Genomic DNA, 19,507 nt, shown 5'->3' with positions numbered 1-19,507 from the left:
GATGACCGGGACCGCCGAGAAGACGCGGGGGACGAAGCTGGTCGCGGGTCCCGGCCTGCTGCTGGTCTGGCTCTACGGCGTGATGTCCGTCGGCGCCGTGTCCCGGTCGGTCTACGAGATCCTCACGGACTACGACAGCGCCCCCCTCGCCCATACCCTGTCGGCGGTCGCCGCGGTCGTCTACGCGTTCATCACCTACACGCTGGTACGGGGCGGCGAGACCGCCCGCAAGGCGGCGCTGGTGTGCTGCGCCGCCGAGCTGGCGGGCGTCCTGACCGTCGGGACGTGGACGGTACTGAACCCGTCCGCTTTCCCCGACTCGACGGTGTGGTCCGAGTACGGGATGGGCTACGTCTTCATCCCCGTACTGCTGCCGGTGACCGGGATGCTCTGGTTGCGGCGCTCCCGGTCCTCCTGAGCACACCAGCCACTCCCGAGACCACTCCCGAGACCCGGCGGGTCAGGCGTCTCGTCGCGCTCCTTCAGGCGCTGGCCGCATACGCGCCGGCGGACGCCTCCTTCTCCAGCGTGACCAGTGTCAGCCTCGGGTCCACCTGCTCGCGGGAGACCGGTGCATAGCCACGGCTGCGGTAGAGCCGAAGGTTGCTCTCGCTGCGGTGGCCGGTGAAGAGCTGGAACCGCTTGGCGGCAGAGTCCCCGGCGAAACGCTCCTCGATCGCGTCGAGCAGCCTGCCGCCGAGACCGTGGCGCTGCATCCGCGGGTGCACGATCAGCTTGGCGATACGGGCGGTCCCGGTGGCGTCCACCCGGGCGCGCACGGAGGCGACCACCTCGTCACCGAGCCTCGCCACGAGGGCGGGGCCCTGGGCGATTTCTTCCCGGAGGTCCGCGAGTGTCTGGGTGAGGGGCTCGATCCGGTAGTCGCCGTAGAGCTCGGCCTCGGTCTGATAGCACAGATACTGCAGCTTGAGGATGTGCTCCGCGTCGGCCTCCGCCGCCGCCGAGATGGTCACGCTCATGCCCATGTGCGCACGCCTCCCGCTCACCTGTCACCGCCGGTTGTCTACCGCTCCTTTCCCCGATGTTCAGGAGCTGCAACCTCTGCCGGCAGCATTCTGCGCAGACATCCCAGGCAACGGGAACGCATCGGCCCCAGACTGCCTTGTGAGATACCCAACGTCCCTGCGATTTCCCGGTAGGTGGGGTCGCGCGGCGACAACATCTCAGTCAGCAGGCGCGGGCAGTTGCCGGGGGTCCGGGCGACGGCGGCCCGCAGGACGCGCCGGCGCTCGTTCCTGAGCACCGCCCGCTCCGGGCCACCCATGGGGTCGGCGGAGGGCTCGTGGGCGTAGGGAAGTTCACGGGCGGCCGTCCGGCGGGCACGACGGGCCTCCGCCCGCACGGCAGTCCTGACCCAGCGCGCGGCGTCGGCCGGCGGTCCGTCGTCGCCGAGCCGTTCCAGGAGCCGTAGCCATACGGCCTGTTCGAGGTCGCCCGGTTCCATGGCGGCACCAGGCGCTTCCGCCGTCGCCTCTGCGCTCACCAGCGCCATGAGCGCGCCGACGACCTGGCCGGAGGTCTGCTGAGTTGCGGTCATGCCGGGCGGGACGGCCCCGGACCGGCCCGTGGTTGCTCCACCGGGCCGCCGTCACCCGTACGGGGGGCTCGGCCACCGCCCCGCGGCACCGGCACCGTGACGCGGCGTCAGCCTCGAGGAGGACTCGGAGGCCGACGCCGCTCGACGGCCGTCAGGCGTCAGGCGCCAGGGGTCCGGCGTCAGGCGTCAGGCGTCGAAGTCGGCTGCCGCCAGCAGACCGGTGTCCGGATTGTCGGTGAAGATGCCGTCGATGCCGGTGGCGAAGTACGCCCGGTAGGCACCGAAGACGTCGCCGTAGGCGTTCGGGTCGGTGCCGCGCCGGAAGTCGGCGGGGAGGAAGGTGTTCTCGTTGCGCATCGTGTAGGGGTGCACGATCAGTCCCCGGGCGTGGGCGTCGCCGACCAGCGTCGTGGGCTCGGTGAGGCAGCCGTCCGCGTCCTTGGGGATGACGAGGTCGAGCAGCGGCCCGATGCCCTGGGCGAAGCCGGCGATCCACTTGAGCCCCTCGGGCCGGACCAGGTCGGCGACCGTACGCGGGTCCCCCGACTCGCGGAAGTCCCAGGGGCGGTCGTCCGGTGTCCAGAGCAGGACCACACGCGGCGTGCCGACCAGGGCGGCCATGCGCTCCATACTCGTCGGCTCGAAGGACTGCAGGAACGTCGGGGAGTCCGCGCGGTGGCGTCCGTACCTGCGCAGCAGCTTCGCCAGCCGCTCCTCGAGGCCGAGCCCGATGCCCCGGAAGTACGTGGGGTGCTTCGTCTCGACGTGCAGCCACACCGGGTGGCCGCGGCGGCGGCCCTCCCGCTCGGCCCACCGCAGGACCTCCTCGAAGGTGGGGACGGTCCAGCGGCCGTCGTAGAGGGTGTTCTCCTGGCGGGTGCCGGGGATCCGCTCCTTGGCGCGCAGGGTCTTGAGCTCGGCGAGCGTGAAGTCCTCGGTGAACCAGCCGGTGAGGCTGACACCGTCGACCGACTTGGTGGTCCTGCGGGAGGCGAACTCGGGCCGGGCCGCGACATCCGTCGTGCCGGTGATGTCGTTCTCGTGACGGCATACGAGATGGCCGTCCTTCGTGGGCACCAGGTCCTGCTCGATGACGTGCGCGCCCATGTCGAGGGCGAACTGGTACGCGCCGATCGTGTGCTCCGGCCGGTAGCCGCTGGCGCCGCGGTGGGCGACCACGGTGGGCACGGGCAGGTCCCGGTACGCCGGACGGCCGCCTTCCCCGCGCTCGCCGGCCAGCGCGGTCCCCGCACCGGCGCCGACTCCGAGGGCGGCCGTGGTCAGGACCGCTGCTCCCAGCACGCTGCGGCGCGCCGGAGTGCTGCTCGCACCCTGTGTCATGAAACGTTCCTCCATGTGCCTGTCCGAGTGATGTCGTGTGATGTCCCGCACCTGCCAAGCGACGCCCGATGGTAGGCAGTTGCGTCTTACTTACGGCAGACCCTGCACGAACACCGCGCAAACGCGCGTCAACACCGCGTATCTCCCGCGTGAACCCGATGTGCGATCGGGGCCGAGCCGCGAGTATCGTCCTCACCTGCACAGACTTCACCGGCCATAACCGCCCGCCCCATGACACCGGAGGACCCGTTGTCCCGCTTGACGCTCATCAAGGCAGTGCTCGGGCCGATCCTGCGCCTGATGTTCCGCCCGCGCGTGGAAGGCGCGGAGAACATTCCCGCGGACGGGGCGGTGATTCTCGCCGGTAATCACCTCACCTTCATCGACTCGATGATCCTTCCGCTGGTGTGCGACAGGCCGGTGTACTTCATCGGCAAGGACGAGTACGTCACGGGCAAGGGCATCAAGGGCCGTGCGATGGCCTGGTTCTTCACGGGGTGCGGCATGATCCCGGTCGACCGGGACGGCGCCAACGGCGGCGTGGCCGCGCTGATGACGGGCCGCCGGGTGCTGGAGGAGGGCAGGATCTTCGGCATCTACCCGGAGGGCACCCGCTCCCCCGACGGCCGGCTCTACCGGGGCCGTACCGGCATCGCCCGCCTCACCCTGATGACGGGTGCGCCGGTCGTCCCGTTCGCTGTGATCGGCACCGACAAACTCCAGCCGGGCGGCGCGGGCCTGCCCCGCCCGGGCCGGGTGACGCTGCGCTTCGGTGAGCCGATGGAGTTCTCGCGGTACGAGGGGATGGACCGCGACCGGTACGTGCTGCGGGCGGTGACGGACTCCGTGATGACGGAGGTCATGCTGCTGTCGGGACAGGAGTACGTGGACATGTACGCGACGAAGGCGAAGGCGGCGTAGCGCTTCACGGGGATCCGGGGCGCTGACACCTGGGCCCGGCGGCACGGGAGCTCGACCGCGCCTGATGCCGGGGACGGGGACGGGGACGGGGACGGCAAGATCGTCTCCGTCCCCGTCCGCGCCCGGCCGCCGGCGTCCGACCCGACAGCGTTCTGCCCGCCAGTGCTCGGGCCCGTCAGGGTTCGGGCCCGTCAGTGCTCGACCGACTCCGCCAGCTTCTGGCCCCGCAGCAGGAACCACGCGGCGACCGCGGTCGCCAGCAGCACCGCCGCGCCCGCGCCCGCCGCGAGCCGCAGCCCGTCGACGAACGCCTCCTGCGCCGCGCCGACCAGCATGTCCGCCCGGGCGGGCGGCAGCGCCGCCGATGCCTCCACCGCCCCGCCGAGCGACTCGTGAGCGGCAGAGGAGACCGCCGCCGGAGTGCCTTCCGGTGCGGTGAAGTCCCGGTAGACGCCGGTCACGATCGACCCCAGCAGTGCGATGCCGAGCGCCGCACCCAGTTCGTACGCGGTCTCGGACACCGCGGAGGCGGCGCCTGCCTGCTCCTTGGGGACGCTCGAGAGGATCACATCGGCGGTGACGGTGAACGAGAAGCCGGCTCCCGCTCCCACGATCAGCAGCGCCGCGCCGAGCAGCGGATAGCCGGTCGACTTGTCGAGCAGGGTCAGCACGGCGAGGGACAGTCCGACGGCGGCGAGACCACCGGCGACGACCGACCGTACGGAGAAGCGGCGGGCGGCCCTTCCCGCCACCAGTCCGGTCGCCACCGCGCCGACGGCCGCGGGGAGTTCGGCGAGACCCGCCTCGAACGGCTGGCGCCCCTGCACCAGCTGCAGGAACTGGGACAGGAAGAACACGAGTCCCGACAGGCCGAGGATGGTCAGCAGGTCGGCGAGCACCGCGGCCGAGAAGCCCCGGTGCCGGAACAGCCGCATGTCCAGCAGCGGCGTGCTCAGCGTGAGCTGGCGGCGGGTGAATCCGTACAGGCAGGCGACGCCGAGGAGCGCGGCCGCGCCCGCCTCGAGGCCCGGTCCGTGGCCTGCCACCTCCTTGATCGCGTAGACGACGGCGACGATGCCGACGAGGGAGAGGGCGACGCCGGCGAGGTCCCAGGGCCCGGTGACCGGATTCCTGGACTCGGGCAGGAGTCTGGCGCCGACGACGACGAGGACCGCCATCACGGGCAGGTTGATGAGGAAGACCGAGCCCCACCAGAAGTGCTCGAGCAGGAAGCCGCCCACCACGGGCCCGACGGCCGCGCCGGCCGACGCCGCGGCGCCCCAGACCCCGATGGCGAAACTGCGCTCCTTGGGGTCGTGGAAGATGTTGCGGATCAACGCCAGTGTGGACGGCATCAGGGTCGCTCCGGCGACGCCGAGAAGCGCCCGCGCGAGAATCATCGTCTCGGGCGTGGTCGCGTAGGCGTTGAGCACGGAGACCGCGCCGAAGGCCACGGCTCCGGTCAGCAGCAGCTTCTTGCGGCCGATGCGGTCGCCGAGGCTGCCCATCGAGACGAGCAGACCGGCGATGACGAACGAGTAGACGTCACCGATCCACAGCAGTTGCGTCCCGGTCGGCTTCAGGTCCTCGCTGAGGAACGGCGTCGCGAGACCGAGGACGGTGGCGTCGACGGCCACCAGCAGGACGGCGAGGACGAGGACCGCGAGCGCCAGCCAGCGTCCGGGGCGGTGCACGGTCTCGTCCGTCCCGCTCGCGGGCGAGGCGGTGCTTCTCATTTCTCCACTCTCCGCAGTGCTCCGCCGAGCAGCAGCTCGGCGGTCATGTGCTGGAAGTCCTTCTTGGCGACCCGGCCGTCCATCACCGCCCAGGCGCAGGCGCCGATGAGGGCGTACAGCGCCTCCGTCAGCCAGGCCGGGGTCAGTTCGATGCGGAACTCGCCCTGTTCCTGGCCGCGCCGGAACAGGGCGGACACGCGGGCGTCGAGGCGGGCCCAGCCCTCGTTGATCTCGTCGCCCTCGAAGAGCTGGTTCTCGGTGTAGAGGAAGGCCAGCAGGTCGGCGGCGGGCTCCGTCTCCGCGATCAGCCGTCGCAGGGCGTCGCCGGCGCCGTCCTCGTCGAGGCGCGCACGGTCGACGGCCGCCTCGAACTCCTGGATGCCGAGCTCTTCCAGTGCTCCGACCAGCGCGTCCCGGCCGGCGAAGTGCCGGTGCAGGGTCGCACGTCCGATGCCCGCCGCCCGGGCGACCTCGTCCATGGTGGCGGTCGATCTGCGGGCGAGAAGGGCGGCGGCGGTGCGGAGCACGTGTTCTCGATCCATGGCCATGAGACAACCATAGACCAAGTGAGACACCAATGTCTCATTCAGGGCGTCGCTGTCTCCTTGCCGCAGGTCTGGAGACTGCACCATCTCCGCCGTCCCGCGGCGTCCGCGAAGAGCCAGCCGCAGCCTTTGCCGGGGCAGACCCGGACGGTGAAGCGCCGGGGATCGGCCAGCAGATCCGCGGCGCGCCGGGCAACGGCGAGCACGGGCAGCCGCAGTCCCGCGGACGGCGACAGCCGCCACCGGCCCAGACCGTCGTCGCCCCGGACGAACACGGACACCCCCGCCGCCTCCTCCGCGACATCGGCCACCGCCTTGAAGGCGCGGCCGTCCTCGGGATCGGTCAGGCAGGCGTACAGCCGTGCACGCAGCTCCCTCGCCTCGTCCAGTGCCGCCGCGGCCTCCCGCGGATGGTGACGCGCCTGCTTGAGGAGTCCGGCCACCAGCCAGTCCTCCGCGAGGTCGAGATGTCCGGTCCACACCGCGAGGGTGCTGTAGCCGCGCAGCCACTCGGAGCCGGACTCCGGCGGGCCGCTCCAGCCGGCGTAGGTGTTGCAGAACTCGAGCGCCGGGTCACCGCTGGTGCTCCACGGCAGCCACTCCTCACCCACCCGGACCGCGTACACCGGCGCGGGCGGCCGGTTCAGCCGCGCATCGCCCCGCAGGATGCGGTCGTGCAGCGTGTGCAGCCCGGCGCCGGGCTCGATGCCCAGGGCGCTCACCAGCGCCCTGCGGGTGTCGCGGTAGAGCTCGAGCGCGTCGGCCTGCCGTCCGCTCCGGTACAGAGCGGTCATCTGCGCCGCGACGAGCCGTTCCCGGCCGGGGTGCGCCCGGGCGAGCGGTGTCAGGTCGGCCACCACCCTGTCGTGCATGCCGAGCTCGAGCTGGACCTCCGCGCGCTGTTCCAGGGCGGACAGCCGGAGTCCGGCGAGCTGGCCGCCGAGCCGCTCGCGCAGCCGCTCGCCGGCGATGTCGGCCAGCAGCGGTCCCCGCCAGAGCGCGAGCGCGCGGTCGTAGAGGCGCTCGCGCTCCGCCGCGCCGGCGGCGGATCCGGCGCGGCGGACGAGGGCGGCGAAATCCCTCACGTCGACCTGGTGGGCGTCCGGCTCGTCCACGGCGTAGCCGTCGTGCCGGGTGCCGATGTGCAGCCCGAACGGCTCCAGCCGGGCACGGAGTCGGCCGATGTAGGTGTGGACGGTGCCCCGGGCGGAGGCGGGCGGGTCGCCGTCCCACAACAGGTCGATGACGCGCCCGGTGGTCACCACCCGCCCCGCCTCGAGCAGCAGGATCGACAGCAGGCAGCGTTCCTGGCGGCGGCTCCCCACCAGGACCCTGTCTCCTTCGTGTCGGGCCTCGAACGTGCCCAGCAGCTGGAATTCCATCGCATCGGCGAGCTTAGGGGCTGCTTCGCCGATGTCCATGCGGTGGTGAGAACGTGGTCAGGACCCGGGGACAGGCTTGGGGTGAGAGCACCGATCCCGAGCACGAGGAGATCCGACATGCGACGAACCCTTGTCGCCCTCACCGCAGTTGCCGCCACCGCTGTGATGGGGGCGGCGCCCGCCTCTGCCGCGCAACCCGACGCCGTTCTCGGCTGGGAACCCGCCCCTTCCGCCCCCTGGGACGTCGCCGCGGGCCTGCGCTGCGACTTCGCCGTCCACGGGGAGCAGATCGTCGACGAGGTGGTGCAGCGTGTGCTGAGCACCCACCCCGACGGCTCCCCGGAGTTCGTCGCCTACAAGGGGGACCTGGTGATTCGGGTCACCAACAAGGAGACGGGCGACTTCTACGACGCGGACGCGAGCGGCAGCGCGGTGGTCGAGTACCGCACCGACGGCTCCCAGTTCTGGTCGGTGCTGGGCCCGGTGCTCGTCGGGGTCGGGGAGGACGCCGGCAATCTCGACCGGGGCCTGTACATCGTCGACGGGGTGTACACCATGGACATCAGTTCGTCGGGCTACAAGACCGTGACCATGGCCCACGGGTCGACGACGGACATCTGCGACCAGATCGACTGAGCGGACAACCGGGCAGCCGACCGGGCAGAGCAGACGACCGGGCGGCCCGCCGCTCCTCGGCCGACGGCCCCCGCCGTACGCGGCGGGGGCCGTCGGTCCTCGGAAAACAGGAAAGGCAAGGAGTGCGTACTCCTCGCCACTCTTAACTTATAGCGCACCGGGGGGCTTGCGGCAAGGCCCGGGTGATGGCGCAGAATCGCCGACCTGAGCCGGAACCCAAGGAATCGGGAGTCACTGGATGCGCGTGCTGTTGTCGGGGTACGACTCGCGCGGGGGCGTGGAACCGCTGATGGCCCTCGCGGTGCGGTTGCGGGAACTCGGCGCGCAGGTGCGGGTGTGCGCGCCGCCCGACGAGGAGTTCGCACAGCTGCCGGCCGGCGCGGGCGTGGAGATGGTGCCGGTCGGCAGGTCGGTGCGCGCGCTGGTGACCGGGGCGACGCCGCCCACGCCGGCGGGACTGCCCGGCCGCGCGGCCGAGTTGACGGCCGCCTGTTTCGACAAGGTCGCCGCGGCGGCCGAGGGATGCGACGTACTGGTGGCGACCGGCCTGATGCCGGCTGCTGCCGCCACGCGGTCGGTGGCCGACAAGCTGGGCATCCGCTACCGCTTCGCCGGCTTCCAGCCGATCGTCCTGCCCTCGCCGCACCACCCGCCGATGGCGTATCCGGGCCGGCCGATCCCGCCGGACGTGACCGACAACAGGGTGCTGTGGGACCTGAACGCCCAGGACGTCGACGCGCTGTTCGGCGAGGTGCTCAACACCCATCGGGCGTCGGTCGGCCTGCCGCCGGTGCACAACGTCCGCGACTACGTCGTCACCGACCGTCCGTGGCTGGCGACGGACCCGGTCCTCGGCCCGTGGCCGGAGCCGGCGGATCTGGACGTGATGCAGACCGGTGCGTGGATCCTGCCGGACGAACGGCCGCTCCCGGCCGACCTGTCGGCGTTCCTGGACGCCGGTGCACCACCGGTGTACGTGGGCTTCGGCAGCCTGCCCATGCACGCGGCGCCGGACATCGCCCGGGTGGCCGTCGAGGCGGTCCGCGCGCAGGGTTGCCGCGCGCTCGTCTCCCGCGGTTGGGCCGGCCTGGGCCTCGTCGACGACGGGGACGACTGCTTCGCCGTCGGCGAGGTCAACCACCAGGCGCTCTTCGGCCGGGTGGCCGCCGTCGTCCACCACGGCGGCGCGGGCACGACGACCACGGCAGCCCGGGCCGGTGCCCCGCAGGTGGTGGTGCCCCAGACGACGGACCAGCCGTACTGGGCCGGCCGGGTGGCGGCCCTGGGCATCGGCACGGCACACGACGGTCCGGCCCCGACCACCCGATCCCTGACCACCGCGCTCGAGCACGCCCTGTCCCCCGGGACCCGCGCACGGGCGAAGGCCGTGGCCGGCACGATCCGCACCGACGGGGCGACGGTGGCCGCGGAGCTGCTGCTCGACGTGATCCGCCGGGAAAGGCCGCCCCTGCCCGCGTGAACCGCTCGGGTCGCCCGACCGCGACCCGGAACCCGACCACCCGCAGAATCCGGCGACCTGGACCGACGACGGCCCCGGGTCCACGTCGGGCGGAGTGCTGCCCCGCCCTGACCACCAGGCTCGCCACGCCGGTCCGCAGGCCTTGCCGCGCGAGGCGGCCGCCGCCGGCCCCCAGAACGGAGTTGATGCCATGAATCCGCTGACCACCAGGGCGTTCGACCTTCCCGATCGTCTTGCCTCCAAGGACGACCCGACTCTGATCGGCGGCGACGAGCGGCACTTCGCGGCCGTCGCGGAGTGCCTCGAGCAGTCGATCGCCGAGCTGTCCGACCGCCTCGAGGCCGAGCGCAGGGCGCCCGGCGGCGTGGGCCGGCAGGCGATGGACCGGGACATGGAGATCCACCGGCTGACCGCTCGCCTGCGCGCTCTGCGTCGCTTCGGTCTCGACCTGTGCCTCGGGCACATGGTCGGCGCCGACGGCGAGCCCGTGTACGTGGGGCGGCTCGGTCTCAAGGACAGCACGGGCCGCCGGCTGCTGCTGGACTGGCGTTCACCCGCCGCCGAACCCTTCTTCGGAGCCACCCACGCCAATCCGATGGGACTGTCGAGCCGCCGCAGGTACCGCTGGACCCGCGGCCGGATCAGCGACTACTGGGACGAGGTCTTCACCACCGACGGGTTCGCCGGGCACGCCGCGCTCGACGACCAGTCCTCCTTCATCGCCGGCCTGGGCAGCAACCGCTCGGCACGGATGCGTGACGTCCTCGGCACCATCCAGGCCGACCAGGACGCCATCATCCGCGCGGGGTCCCGCGGTGCCCTCGTCGTCGACGGCGGTCCCGGGACGGGCAAGACCGTCGTCGCGCTGCACCGCTCCGCCTACCTCCTCTACTCCGACCCCCGACTCGCAGGCCGCCGCGGCGGCGTGCTGTTCGTCGGCCCGCACCAGCCGTACCTGGGCTATGTGGCCGACGTCCTGCCGAGCCTCGGCGAGGAGGGCGTGCAGACCTGCACCCTGCGGGACCTCGTCCCCGAGGGAGCCGCGGCGTCGATCGAGGCGGACCCGGAGGTGGCCCGGCTGAAGTCGTCCGCGAATCTGGTGAAGGCGATCGAGAAGGCCGTCAGTTTCTACGAGGAGCCGCCGGCCGAGGGGATGGCGGTCACGACCCACTGGTCCGACATCTGGCTGAGCGCCGACGACTGGGCGGCGGCGTTCGAGGCGGCGGAAGCGGGCACCGCGCACAACGACGCGCACGAGCAGGTCTGGGAGGAGCTGCTCACGATCCTGGTGGACAAGCACGACGGCGACGCCTCGGAGGAGTTGCTCCGTAAGTCCCTGCGGCAGAACAGGGAGCTGCGTACGGCTTTCAACCGCGCGTGGCCGCTGCTCGATGCGGCCGACCTCGTCGGCGACCTGTGGTCGGTACCCGCATACCTGCGGATGTGCGCTCCGTGGCTGCGACCGGACGAGGTCCGGAAGCTGCAGCGCCACGACGTCCAGGCCTGGACGGTTTCCGACCTGCCGCTGCTGGACGCGGCACGGCAGCGGCTCGGCGACCCCGAGGCGTCGCGCCGGGGGCGCCGGCACAAGGCCGCCGTCGCCGCAGAACGCGAGCGGATGGCCGGCGTCATCGACAGTGTGCTCGCGGCCGACGACGACGGCGAGGGGGCGGTGACGATGCTGCGCGGACAGGACCTGAAGGACACCCTGGTCGACGAGAGCGCGCTGCCGGGCACCGAACCCGACCTGCTGGCCGGCCCGTTCGCGCACATCGTCGTGGACGAGGCCCAGGAACTGACCGACGCGGAGTGGCAGATGCTGCTGCTGCGGTGCCCGTCCCGGAGCTTCACCGTCGTCGGGGACCGGGCCCAGGCGAGGCACGGCTTCACGGAGTCGTGGCAGGAGCGGCTCGAGCGGGTCGGGTTCGACCGGATCGGCCTTGCCTCCCTGAGCATCAACTACCGGACACCGGAAGAGATCATGGCGGAGGCAGAGCCCGTCGTCCGGGCCGTGCTCCCGGACGCCAACGTGCCGGTCTCCATCCGCAGCAACGGTGTCCCCGTCGTCCACGGATCCGCCGCGGACCTGAACCCGGTCCTCGACACCTGGCTCGCGGCGCATGACGACGGAATCGCCTGCGTCATCGGGGCGGGTGACATCGCGGAGGGCACGGTCCTGACGTCGCCCCGCGTCCGGTCGCTGACCCCGGAGCTGTCGAAGGGGCTCGAGTTCGACCTGGTCGTCCTCGTCGACCCGGAGGCGTTCGGCACGGGCGTCGAGGGAGCCGTCGACCGCTATGTCGCGATGACCCGGGCGACCCAGCAGCTCGTCGTGCTGACGACCTCCTGACGCCGCCCGGGCGGGCGACCGCTCCCGGGCCCCGACCGGCTCACGGACCGGGCGGCGCCCCCGCGGTGACGGCGGCACCCACGGCCGGCGCTCCCGCGGCGCCGGTGGCGGGGGGCTGCTGCGAGGGTGCGGTCCCGGGCGCCGCCTGCGCCTCCCCGTCCCGCAGGGCGCTGAGATGGCGCTCGGCGTCCAGGGCCGCCGCGCAGCCCGACCCGGCCGCCGTCACGGCCTGCCGGTAACGGTGGTCCACCACGTCGCCGCAGGCGAAGACCCCGGGGACCCCGGTCAGGGTCGTCGGGGACTGGACGAGGAGGTATCCCGACGCGTCGCGTTCGAGTTCACCGGCGAAGAGTTCCGAACGGGGGTCGTGCCCGATCGCTATGAACAGTCCGCGGGTCCGCAGCAGGGTGCGCCGGCCGGTGATGCAGTGGCGCAGCGTCACCCCGGTCAGGGCCTTCTCTCCGAGCAGTGTCACGACCTCCTGGTCCCAGAGGAACGAGATCCGGGAGTCGCGGCGGGCCCGGTCCTGCATCACCTGCGAGGCCCGCAGGGTGTCCCGGCGGTGGACGACGGTCACCGAACGCGCGTAACGGGTGAGGAAGGTGGCTTCCTCCAGGGCCGTGTCGCCGCCACCGACCACCACGAGGTCCTGCCCTTTGAAGAAGAACCCGTCGCAGGTGGCGCACCAGGAGACGCCCCGGCCCGACAGGTCGCTCTCGCGGGGCAGTCCCAGCGTCTTGTAGCGGGACCCGGTCGCCACGATGACCGTCCGGGCGGCGTACGTACGGCCGGTGCCGTCCGTGATCCGCTTGATGGTGCCGCCCAGATCGACCGCCACGGCGTCCTGTTCGACGGACAGTGCTCCGAAGCGCTCCGCCTGGGTCCGCATCTGGTCCATCAGTTCGGGGCCGAGCACTCCCTGTGCGAAGCCGGGGAAGTTCTCGACCTCGGTGGTCGTCATCAGCGCGCCGCCGGCGACCCGTCCGCACAGCACCAGCGGACGCAGGCCGGCCCTGGCGGTGTAGAGGGCGGCCGTCCAGCCGGCGGGCCCGGAGCCGATGATCACCACGTCGTGCATGTCGGTGCCTTCCGGGTTCACCGCGACCGCCTGCCTTCGCCGTCGATGGCGCCCGTGTACAGGAGCAGGTTCTTCGAAAACTCTCCCGCGTCGCGCACATGGTCCTTGGTGGCCGCGGCGGTGAGGCCCTGGTCGATCTGCTCGGGGCTCGCGCCGGGGTGGGCCTCCAGATACAGCGCGGCCGCGCCCGCGACGTGCGCCGCGGCGGCGGAGGTTCCGCTGAACGCCGTGTACGCGCCGTCGCCGGTGGCGGCGGCGGCCGGTATCCGGGTGCCGGGTGCGAAGAGATGGGTGCAGTAGCCGAAGTTGGACCAGGCGGGCCGGGTGTCGTCGGGTCCGGTGGCCGCGACGGTGATCGCGGTGGTCTGCCGGGCGGGCGTGGTGGCGCACGACTCCATGCCCTGGCCGTTCTCGTCGCCGTTGCCGGCCGGCGCCGTGTAGGCGATGCCCATCTGCGTCATCTGGTAGAGCTGCAGGTCGAGCACCGATCCCGGCGGTCCGGTGAAGCCGAGTTGGACCACGGCCGGTTTACGGGCATGCGCGGCGATCCAGTCGACGGCGCTGACCAGGTGCTCCAGCGTTCCGGTGCCGTTGCATCCCAGGGCGCGCACCGACTCGACCCGGGCCCGCTTGGCCACTCCGGTGAAGGTGCCCGCCGCCACGGCGGCGCTCGCGGTGCCGTGACCGTGGCAGTCCTTGCCGGACTCGCCGGCCGTCTGCTGCGTGATGGCGTCGTACGCTCCGCGGGCGCGGCCCGCGAACTCCCGGTGCCCCGTGCGCACACCGGTGTCGACGACATAGACGTGTACGGAGTCGGCGGTGCCCGGGAAGCGGTAGAGCCGGTCGAGGGGCAGGTCCCGCTGGTCGACGCGGTCCAGCCCCCACGGCACGTCACCGAGCTGGACACCGGACCCGCGCCGGGTGGCGGTGTTCCCCGCGACCGCGTAGGTGCGGTCGCCGGTGACCGAGTCGACCCGGGTGTCCTTGAGGTAGTTGCGTATCTGCTCGGTGGTGAGTTCGGCGGAGAAGCCCTGCATCGCCGAGAAGTAGAGGCGGCGCAGCTGGCCGCCGTGCTGCTCCGTCATCGCCCGGGCCTGTTCCCGGACGGCGTCCTCGTTCTCTGCGACACCGTTGATCCGGACGATGTAGACGCTGCTCTCGGCCGCGGGGGCGTGGGTGCCGGTGGGGGCGGCGGGCGCGGCGGGCGCCAGGGAGGTGAGCACCGCGGCTCCGGCGGTGAGGCCCGCCGCCGCGTACCTCAGCAGGGTTCTGGTTTTCATGAGCGGCCTTTCATCGTGTGGGGGGTGGGGGGCGGCGGTCGCGCCCGTGGGCGGAGTGCCACCGCCCCACGAAGGGCGGTGGCACTCCTGGCCGGACGGTGGGAGGTCCGTGCGGCCGGTCACTCGATGGATCAGAGGTTGTTGAGCCACATACGCAGGGAGCTCGGTCCGTCGAAGCCGACGAGCCGGCTGCCGGCCTCGGTGCCGTTCTGGATGTTCAGCAGCGCCGGGATGCCGTTGACCCGGTACTTGTAGTAGAGGTCGCGGTTGGCGTCGACGTCGACGCGCGCCCAGACCCAGGAACCGGCGTCAGCGGTGTTGTACTGCTGCAGATACGGCTTCTGCCGCTGGCACCAGTAGCACCAGTCCGCGGTGAAATCGAGGACGACGGGCTTGGTCTTCGACCACTCCATCACCTGCTGGTAGTTGGCCGCGGTGACGTCCACCTGGTTCGGTATCTCGGCGGCGGACAGGGGCGCGGAGGCGGCCGGCGGCACGGGAGCGGGAGCTGCGGTGGCGGGTACGGCTGCTCCGCCGAGCATCATGACCGTTGCGGCAACGGCCAGGGACATACGCAACATCGGGGTTCCTCTCTCGGGTTTCTGTGGGGGGTCGACCGGGGCGGTGCGCCCCGGAGCAGGGGGGGTGGGGCGGTCGGGGCGGGGGTCGGGTCAGGCGGCGGTGCCCTCCGTGGGCAGGCCGGCCGCGACCCAGTCCTCTATGCCCTCGCGGTACTTCTGGACGTCGGAGTAGCCCAGTTCGAGCAGCCGGGCGCCGACCAGCTCGCTGTTGCGGCACGGCACGTTGGCGCAGTAGACGACGATCGGCACGGTGCGGTCGGGGACCACGGACGGGGCGTACTCGTCGGTGAACCGGGCCGCGTCGTCGTAGGGGAATCCGGGGATGTTGAGGGCACCCGGCAGGTGTTCGCGTTCGTAGTAGTCCGCGGGCATCGTGTCGACGACGACGACGGTCTCGGCTTCCATCATCGCGTGGAGCCGTTCGCGGGTGATCAGTGGCAGCACATCAGCCTCCGGTGCGGGTCAGGCCGTTCTCGGTTGCGGTCGGGGGTTCCACCGCTGCGGGTCCGCGCGGGCGCAGCAGGCGGCCCAGCACGGCGTAGAGGAGGAAGGCGGTGCCGATCGAGTTGGCGGCGGCGATGCCGAGGTCGACGTAGGCGCCGACGGCCCAGCCGGCGGCCCAGCACAGCAGGGAGAGGGGCAGCCAGTCGGCACCGCTCTCCGGCAGTCCGCCCTGCTCGCGCGCCTTGTCGAGTGCGGGCCGGTACTGCCGGACGACGAAGTACTCGGCGATGATGATTCCGGCCACCGGTGGGGCGAGGACGCCGATCGTGGTGAGGAACGCGGTGAAGTGGTCCGCGATGCCGGCCGCCGACAGGGCGGTTCCCGCCACGCCGATCACCACGGTCACCTGCCTGCGGCTGACTCGCCTGCCGAAGAGGACCTCCAGCGAGTTCACCAGGCCGAGCGAGGACGAGTACAGGTTCCAGTCGTTGATCTTGAGGATGGCTGTCGCCAGGACCATCGTGCCGAGGAGTCCCGACGAGGAGACGATGATTCCCACGATGTCCTCGGTGCGGGCGGCGTGGCCGAGGAGCACGGCCGTCAGGCCGATGACGTACTCGCCGAGCGTGACGCTGATCAGTGTCTGCTTGACGACGTCGGAGGAACGGCGGTTGAACCGCGTCATGTCCGGCGTCATGATCGCGCCGAGCACGAAGGCACCGGCCACCAGTGTCGTTCCCTCGGCGAGCGACATCGGGGGCCCCGGCGGCGGGCTCGTCATCAGGTCGGTGAGGGAGTGCTCCGCCAGTGTGTCCGTCATCGCGTAGGCGGCCAGCAGCAGGAAGGCCGGCACGGTCAGATATGCCGTGCGCGCCATCATGGTGAAGCCGAAGAGCGTCACCGCGGTCACGGCCGCTCCGCCGACCACCGCCCACGCCCAGCCGGGTGCCCATCCGGCGAGATCGTGCATGCCCTCGGCGAACACGCCGTTCTGCACTCCGAACCAGCCGGCCAGGCTCAGCGCGATGAGCAGGCCGACGGCGGCGGAGCCCTTGCGGCCGAACCCGGACCAGCGCGCCAGGACCGAGGTCGACAGCCCCTCCCGGACGCCGGCGATGCCGAGCAGGATCGTGATCACTTCCAGCAGTACGGAGCCCAGCGTGATGGCCAGGCAGGCGTCCCAGAAGGACATCCGGAAGCCGAGCACCGCGCCGACCAGGAACTGCTGGAAGGACGAGACCTGGCCGAAACGCTGGACGGCGACCGAGATCCAGGAGTGGCGGGCCTCCTGGGGCACCCGGCTCAGCGCGTAGTCGTCGTTCTCCTCCGCGCGCTTCTCGGCCCTCATGAGGCACTCTCCCCCGCGGCGCCGACGACCGCGGGCTCGCCGGTGCCGGGCTCGTCGCTCACCACGAGGAATCCCTGGCCGGGCGCCGGGGTCCAGCCGAGTTCACGGCGGTAGAAGCGTTCGAGGAAGGCGACCCGGTGGTGGTAGACGAACAGGGAGCCGGGCGTGGAGGATCCCACGATGCCCGCGGTGTCGGTGAACAGCGGCAGCTCGGCCAGGAAGTACCGTACGGCCAGTTCGAGTTGCTCCGGGGTCGGTTCGGCACCGGGTGGCAGTTTGCGGTCGAGCACCCAGTGGGAGGCGCCCAGGCAGGCGATCCTGAAGTCCTCGTCCCGGACGTACAGGGCCTGTGCCTTGCTGAGCAGTTCGGTGTACCGCGGCGTGCGCTGCAGGCGATCCATGCCGAGGATCCGACTGTCCGGGTCTTCGACCCCGAGTCCCTGTAACGCGGTCCGTACCTTGTTGTGGACGTATGCGCCCTGACGGCGTGCTTTGTGCCGTGCACGTTCCGGGGGATATCCGAGCGCTTCCATCGTGTACGCGGCCGCCGAGTCCGGAATGAAGAAGTGGCAATCGACGAATTCGGACAGTGCCCATTGCGCCAATGCCGTCAGACGGTGCGTGCTGAAGTAGCTGTTGAACGGACTCACTCCGATGCACACGTGCGGGGCACCGGTCATGACGGCTCTGCAATTCTCCGTGAGCGGTTCAATCTTGAACATGTCTGTGGTCCTTGCGCTCCGCCCGGACACGACTCCTGCAGGTGGGGTCTGCCGGGGTCCGGGCCGTTGCCGTGTGATGCTCCTCCGCCGCACGGCCGCGCGGTACTGTCAGCGGGTTATGCCACTGCCGCATACCACCGCAGCGGCGTACGCCCCAGCAGGGCGCGGCCCGAAGCTACGCGCGTATCAATTCGGGTCACCGAAGGAATTCCGCAAGACGCTGGCATCGCACGAGTGTGCGCGCTTTACTGACGACTCATGGAATTACAACTGCGGCACCTGCGCAGCCTGTGTGTCCTCGCAAGGACGGGAAGCCTGAACCGGACGGCGACCGCTCTGGGGCTTCCCCAGCCGGCACTCAGCCGCCAGGTCCGGCGGATCGAGAACCTGCTCGGCGGCCCCCTCTTCGAGAGGGACAGCAGCGGAACCCGGCCGACCGCGCTGGGCGCCGAGGTGGTGGAACAGGCCGATGCCATCGTCGCCCTGTTCGACGAACTCGGTGAGCAGGTACGCACCCATCGCCTCACCCGCAGCCGCACACTTCGCGTCGGATGGGCCACCAGCGCCTTCCACGAGGCGCTGCTGCGCGGCCTGGACTCACTCTCCATCCGCGCCGAACGCCCCTACGTCGTGATGGCCTCCTCGTCCCACGAACTCATCCAGTCCCTGCGGACCGGGGACATCGACATCGCGCTCATCGACCGCGACGAGAGCGACATCCCCCGGTGGGGCGAGGGCGTCACCGAGATCACCTGGGCACGCAGCCCCGTCCTCGTCTCCTTCGCCGCGGACCACCCACTGACACAAGTGCCCACGCTGACGATGCGGCAGCTCGCGGAGGAACGCTGGATCTGCTCCAGCGGGCCGGACGGCTGCATGGACGTCCTGCGCGACCTCTGCGGCGGCTACGGGTTCGAGCCGCGGATCAGCCACGACATCGCCGTCACCGGCCCGCGCGGCGACGTCGTCCGGCACCAGCACTGCGTCAGTCTCTCCCAGGCCGTGCGCTCCATGGGACCCGGCGTCGTCCGCCGCGCGGTGGCCGATCTGCCTCAGTACGCCCACCACTGCCTGGCGTTCCGCACCACCGGCCCGATCGTCGACGAGGTGCCCCTGCTCGCCGGGGCACTGGCCCGTGCGCATCGCGAGGTGATGGGCTCGCTGCCCTACCTCCCCGCCCGTTTCGGCCCGCGACCCCGCTCGGGCACGACCCTCGTTCCCTCCCCCGGCGCGTCCCGTGCTTCCGCCCCTGCCTCCGGTGCGTCCCGCGCTCCCGCCCCCGGCGCGACGCTCACCGCCCCCGGCCCGTCCGTCGTCCCCGGCCCGGCGGCGGACCTGCTGCGCCTGCTGAGGTGACGACCGGCGGAAGCAGTGCGTGCACCCCTCGGCCGACGACCCCCACCACCCCCATGGACCTGGACATTCAAGACCTGCGTCTCCTCCGGGCCGTCGCCCGTGCCGGCAGCATCTCCGGGGCGGCCCGCGACCTCGGCATCGATCAGGCCAACGTCAGCCGCCGGCTCCAGAGGCTCGAGCGGATCACGGGACTGCCCGTCGTCGTACGGCGCCGCGGCAGCGTGACCCTGACCGACGCCGGACGGCTGCTGCTGCGCGGAGCCGACACCCTGCTCCCGCTCGTCGACCGCCTCCTGGCGACCGGCGCCGAGCGCCGGAGCCACGATCTGCCCGGGCGGTTCCGGCTCGCCGGCGCCTCCCATTCCGCCACGCCCGTGGTCGTGTCGCACCTGTCCCGCATGCTCCCGGCGGTGTCCGTGGTGCTGTGCGACGAAACGGCCGGTTCACCGCTCACGCTGCTGCGTGAGGGGGAGGCGGATCTCGCTCTCATGAGCAGTTGCCCGGGGCCCGAGGAACTCGCCGCGGAGAACTTCGCGCTGGCGCTCCTGGGCCGCGAACCGGACTGCGGCGGGCAGTCACCGGCGGCGGGCCGATCCGCTCCGGCGGACGCCCTGGTCCTGCTCTGGGACCCGCAGGGACCGTTCGCCGCGCACGCCGCCCGGCTGGCCTTCCTGGTCCGGCCGGCCCACCCGGAAGCGCCGTGACCGCCCGCGCGGGCGGTGATCCGCGCGGGAGGGGATCCGCGCGGG

The 19,507-nt window shown here is 71.8% G+C and carries 18 protein-coding genes and 1 pseudogene; 7 read left to right on the top strand and 12 right to left on the bottom strand.

Annotated elements, in window-relative coordinates; translation table 11 throughout:
- Position 1: 1 nt before the first annotated feature.
- The gene (locus ACFYV1_RS23755) at positions 2–418 is read left to right on the top strand and encodes a hypothetical protein (RefSeq protein WP_389397541.1); all 417 of its coding nucleotides are present in this window, start codon (positions 2–4) and stop codon (positions 416–418) included.
- 64 nt (positions 419–482) lie between these two features.
- On the opposite strand, the gene ACFYV1_RS23750 is transcribed toward ACFYV1_RS23755, so the two are convergent.
- From ACFYV1_RS23750 to ACFYV1_RS23740, 3 genes are all read right to left on the bottom strand, one after another.
- Positions 483–986: a GNAT family N-acetyltransferase gene (locus ACFYV1_RS23750; protein WP_389397540.1), complete on the bottom strand. Its 504-nt coding sequence runs from the start codon at positions 984–986 to the stop codon at positions 483–485.
- 38 nt (positions 987–1,024) lie between these two features.
- Positions 1,025–1,558 (bottom strand): RNA polymerase sigma factor, encoded by a 534-nt coding sequence (locus ACFYV1_RS23745; protein WP_389397539.1) that lies wholly within the window; start codon positions 1,556–1,558, stop codon positions 1,025–1,027.
- A gap of 186 nt (positions 1,559–1,744) precedes the next feature.
- Positions 1,745–2,899, bottom strand: coding sequence for a glycerophosphodiester phosphodiesterase (locus ACFYV1_RS23740; RefSeq protein ID WP_389397538.1), 1,155 nt, complete (start codon positions 2,897–2,899; stop codon positions 1,745–1,747).
- Positions 2,900–3,157: 258 nt separating this feature from the next.
- On the opposite strand from ACFYV1_RS23740, the gene ACFYV1_RS23735 reads away from it, so the two are divergent.
- Positions 3,158–3,820, top strand: a complete 663-nt coding sequence (locus tag ACFYV1_RS23735; protein ID WP_389397537.1) for a lysophospholipid acyltransferase family protein — start codon at positions 3,158–3,160, stop codon at positions 3,818–3,820.
- 191 nt (positions 3,821–4,011) lie between these two features.
- Here the strand turns inward: ACFYV1_RS23735 and ACFYV1_RS23730 are convergent, their stop codons facing one another.
- The 3 genes from ACFYV1_RS23730 to ACFYV1_RS23720 are packed head-to-tail and all read right to left on the bottom strand — an operon-like array spanning position 4,012 to position 7,483.
- On the bottom strand, positions 4,012–5,556 hold the full coding sequence (locus tag ACFYV1_RS23730; RefSeq protein ID WP_389397536.1) for an MFS transporter: 1,545 nt from the start codon (positions 5,554–5,556) through the stop codon (positions 4,012–4,014).
- Positions 5,553–6,104, bottom strand: a complete 552-nt coding sequence (locus ACFYV1_RS23725) for a TetR/AcrR family transcriptional regulator (RefSeq protein ID WP_389397535.1) — start codon at positions 6,102–6,104, stop codon at positions 5,553–5,555. The genes ACFYV1_RS23730 and ACFYV1_RS23725 overlap by 4 nt, the downstream gene beginning before the upstream one ends.
- Positions 6,105–6,142: 38 nt before the next feature.
- Positions 6,143–7,483 carry a BTAD domain-containing putative transcriptional regulator gene (locus ACFYV1_RS23720; RefSeq protein ID WP_389397534.1) on the bottom strand — a complete coding sequence of 447 codons (1,341 nt, stop codon included), beginning with the start codon at positions 7,481–7,483 and terminating at the stop codon, positions 6,143–6,145.
- A 117-nt stretch (positions 7,484–7,600) separates the two neighbouring features.
- Between ACFYV1_RS23720 and ACFYV1_RS23715 the strand changes: the two genes are divergently transcribed.
- The 3 genes from ACFYV1_RS23715 (at position 7,601) to helR (ending at position 11,949) form a co-directional block, all read left to right on the top strand.
- On the top strand, positions 7,601–8,119 hold the full coding sequence (locus ACFYV1_RS23715) for a hypothetical protein (RefSeq protein WP_389397533.1): 519 nt from the start codon (positions 7,601–7,603) through the stop codon (positions 8,117–8,119).
- Between the two features lie 238 nt (positions 8,120–8,357).
- Positions 8,358–9,599, top strand: a complete 1,242-nt coding sequence (locus tag ACFYV1_RS23710) for a glycosyltransferase (RefSeq protein WP_389397532.1) — start codon at positions 8,358–8,360, stop codon at positions 9,597–9,599.
- A 190-nt stretch (positions 9,600–9,789) separates the two neighbouring features.
- Positions 9,790–11,949, top strand: a complete 2,160-nt coding sequence (gene helR, locus ACFYV1_RS23705; protein ID WP_389397531.1) for an RNA polymerase recycling motor ATPase HelR — start codon at positions 9,790–9,792, stop codon at positions 11,947–11,949.
- A 127-nt stretch (positions 11,950–12,076) separates the two neighbouring features.
- Here helR and trxB read toward each other — a convergent pair.
- The 6 genes and pseudogenes from trxB to ACFYV1_RS23675 form a co-directional block, all read right to left on the bottom strand.
- Positions 12,077–13,027: pseudogene (gene trxB / locus ACFYV1_RS23700) on the bottom strand (thioredoxin-disulfide reductase); the annotation flags it as partial.
- 17 nt (positions 13,028–13,044) lie between these two features.
- A complete protein-coding gene (locus tag ACFYV1_RS23695) occupies positions 13,045–14,307 on the bottom strand; it encodes a S8 family peptidase (protein WP_389397530.1) in 1,263 nt (420 codons plus the stop codon).
- Positions 14,308–14,438: 131 nt separating this feature from the next.
- A complete protein-coding gene (locus ACFYV1_RS23690; RefSeq protein WP_389397529.1) occupies positions 14,439–14,888 on the bottom strand; it encodes a thioredoxin family protein in 450 nt (149 codons plus the stop codon).
- Between the two features lie 90 nt (positions 14,889–14,978).
- Positions 14,979–15,332, bottom strand: a complete 354-nt coding sequence (locus ACFYV1_RS23685) for a rhodanese-like domain-containing protein (protein WP_389397528.1) — start codon at positions 15,330–15,332, stop codon at positions 14,979–14,981.
- Between the two features lies 1 nt (position 15,333).
- Positions 15,334–16,680 carry a purine-cytosine permease family protein gene (locus ACFYV1_RS23680; RefSeq protein ID WP_389397527.1) on the bottom strand — a complete coding sequence of 449 codons (1,347 nt, stop codon included), beginning with the start codon at positions 16,678–16,680 and terminating at the stop codon, positions 15,334–15,336.
- Positions 16,677–17,402, bottom strand: coding sequence for a tRNA-dependent cyclodipeptide synthase (locus ACFYV1_RS23675; RefSeq protein ID WP_389397526.1), 726 nt, complete (start codon positions 17,400–17,402; stop codon positions 16,677–16,679). The genes ACFYV1_RS23680 and ACFYV1_RS23675 overlap by 4 nt, the downstream gene beginning before the upstream one ends.
- Before the next feature lie 258 nt (positions 17,403–17,660).
- Here ACFYV1_RS23675 and ACFYV1_RS23670 point away from each other — a divergent pair, with 258 nt between their 5' ends.
- Both ACFYV1_RS23670 and ACFYV1_RS23665 read left to right on the top strand, forming a co-directional pair.
- A complete protein-coding gene (locus tag ACFYV1_RS23670; RefSeq protein ID WP_389397525.1) occupies positions 17,661–18,758 on the top strand; it encodes a LysR family transcriptional regulator in 1,098 nt (365 codons plus the stop codon).
- Positions 18,759–18,811: 53 nt separating this feature from the next.
- Positions 18,812–19,462: a LysR family transcriptional regulator gene (locus ACFYV1_RS23665; protein ID WP_389397524.1), complete on the top strand. Its 651-nt coding sequence runs from the start codon at positions 18,812–18,814 to the stop codon at positions 19,460–19,462.
- Positions 19,463–19,507 lie beyond the last annotated feature (45 nt).

Origin of the sequence: Streptomyces sp. NPDC003023 (assembly GCF_042888225.1) — a bacterium.
Lineage (GTDB): Bacteria > Actinomycetota > Actinomycetes > Streptomycetales > Streptomycetaceae > Streptomyces.
Note: the sequence above shows the minus strand (reverse complement) of the source record. Positions and strands in the feature narration are given on the sequence as shown.

Bases quoted from the DNA above. Each gene is read 5' to 3' on its own strand.
- ACFYV1_RS23740 (WP_389397538.1), bottom strand. From the start codon at position 2,899: ATGACACAGGGTGCGAGCAGCACTCCGGCGCGCCGCAGCGTGCTGGGA.
- helR (WP_389397531.1), top strand. From the start codon at position 9,790: ATGAATCCGCTGACCACCAGGGCGTTCGACCTTCCCGATCGTCTTGCC.
- ACFYV1_RS23695 (WP_389397530.1), bottom strand. From the start codon at position 14,307: ATGAAAACCAGAACCCTGCTGAGGTACGCGGCGGCGGGCCTCACCGCC.
- ACFYV1_RS23750 (WP_389397540.1), bottom strand. From the start codon at position 986: ATGGGCATGAGCGTGACCATCTCGGCGGCGGCGGAGGCCGACGCGGAG.
- ACFYV1_RS23690 (WP_389397529.1), bottom strand. From the start codon at position 14,888: ATGTTGCGTATGTCCCTGGCCGTTGCCGCAACGGTCATGATGCTCGGC.
- ACFYV1_RS23730 (WP_389397536.1), bottom strand. From the start codon at position 5,556: ATGAGAAGCACCGCCTCGCCCGCGAGCGGGACGGACGAGACCGTGCAC.
- ACFYV1_RS23675 (WP_389397526.1), bottom strand. From the start codon at position 17,402: ATGTTCAAGATTGAACCGCTCACGGAGAATTGCAGAGCCGTCATGACC.
- ACFYV1_RS23720 (WP_389397534.1), bottom strand. From the start codon at position 7,483: ATGGAATTCCAGCTGCTGGGCACGTTCGAGGCCCGACACGAAGGAGAC.
- ACFYV1_RS23755 (WP_389397541.1), top strand. From the start codon at position 2: ATGACCGGGACCGCCGAGAAGACGCGGGGGACGAAGCTGGTCGCGGGT.
- ACFYV1_RS23710 (WP_389397532.1), top strand. From the start codon at position 8,358: ATGCGCGTGCTGTTGTCGGGGTACGACTCGCGCGGGGGCGTGGAACCG.
- ACFYV1_RS23680 (WP_389397527.1), bottom strand. From the start codon at position 16,680: ATGAGGGCCGAGAAGCGCGCGGAGGAGAACGACGACTACGCGCTGAGC.
- ACFYV1_RS23670 (WP_389397525.1), top strand. From the start codon at position 17,661: ATGGAATTACAACTGCGGCACCTGCGCAGCCTGTGTGTCCTCGCAAGG.
- ACFYV1_RS23665 (WP_389397524.1), top strand. From the start codon at position 18,812: ATGGACCTGGACATTCAAGACCTGCGTCTCCTCCGGGCCGTCGCCCGT.
- ACFYV1_RS23725 (WP_389397535.1), bottom strand. From the start codon at position 6,104: ATGGCCATGGATCGAGAACACGTGCTCCGCACCGCCGCCGCCCTTCTC.
- ACFYV1_RS23715 (WP_389397533.1), top strand. From the start codon at position 7,601: ATGCGACGAACCCTTGTCGCCCTCACCGCAGTTGCCGCCACCGCTGTG.
- ACFYV1_RS23745 (WP_389397539.1), bottom strand. From the start codon at position 1,558: ATGACCGCAACTCAGCAGACCTCCGGCCAGGTCGTCGGCGCGCTCATG.